The organism is Polaromonas sp. P1_G2 (genome assembly GCF_056405515.1).
Window position 1 is genome coordinate 1 of record NZ_JBFUBY010000698.1, and the last position, 618, is coordinate 618.

General features: G+C 64.4%; 2 protein-coding genes. Both read left to right on the forward strand.

The window, feature by feature from the left end; translation table 11 throughout:
- Nucleotides 1–292: AIR synthase-related protein (locus tag AC1D0P_RS27010; RefSeq protein WP_477679545.1), on the forward strand; the 292-nt coding region annotated here is incomplete at its 5' end.
- Nucleotides 289–618, forward strand: a 330-nt coding sequence (gene purN / locus AC1D0P_RS27015) for a phosphoribosylglycinamide formyltransferase (RefSeq protein WP_477679546.1), incomplete at its 3' end; no start/stop codon positions are given. The genes AC1D0P_RS27010 and purN, both read left to right, overlap by 4 nt.

The window sequence follows — 618 nt, forward strand, 5'->3', positions numbered from 1 at the left end:
GAACATTCCGCGCGTGCTGCCCAAGACGCTTGCCGCCGAGGTCGAACTTGGCTCTATCCCCGTCAGGCCGGTGTTCCGCTGGCTGGCATCCACGGGCGGTGTCGCCGAGCGCGAGATGCTGCGTACCTTCAATTGCGGCATCGGCATGATCGCCGTCGTGCCGGCCGACAAGGCGGATGCGGTGGCTGCAATCCTGACGGCCGAGGGCGAGACGGTGGTGACGCTCGGCCGGATGATCGCCCGCGACGAGGGCGCGCCGGGCGTCGCCTATAAGGGCAGCCTCGGCCTATGACGCGCAAACGTGCCGTGATCTTCATCTCGGGCGGCGGCTCGAACATGGCGGCGCTGATCGAAGCCGCCAAGAATCCGGCCTATCCCGTGGAATTCGTCGCGGTGGTTTCCGACAAGAAGGATGCCGGCGGGCTCGCCAAGGCGCAGGTACGGGGTATCCGCACTGCCGCGTTCGAGCGAAGGGATTTCGCCTCCAAGGTCGAGCATGAGCGCGCCATCCTCGATTTCCTCGACGAAATCCACCCAGACCTGATCTGCCTTGCCGGCTACATGCGTCTGCTGTCCGTGGACTTCATCTCGGCCTATGAGCATCGCATTATCAATATC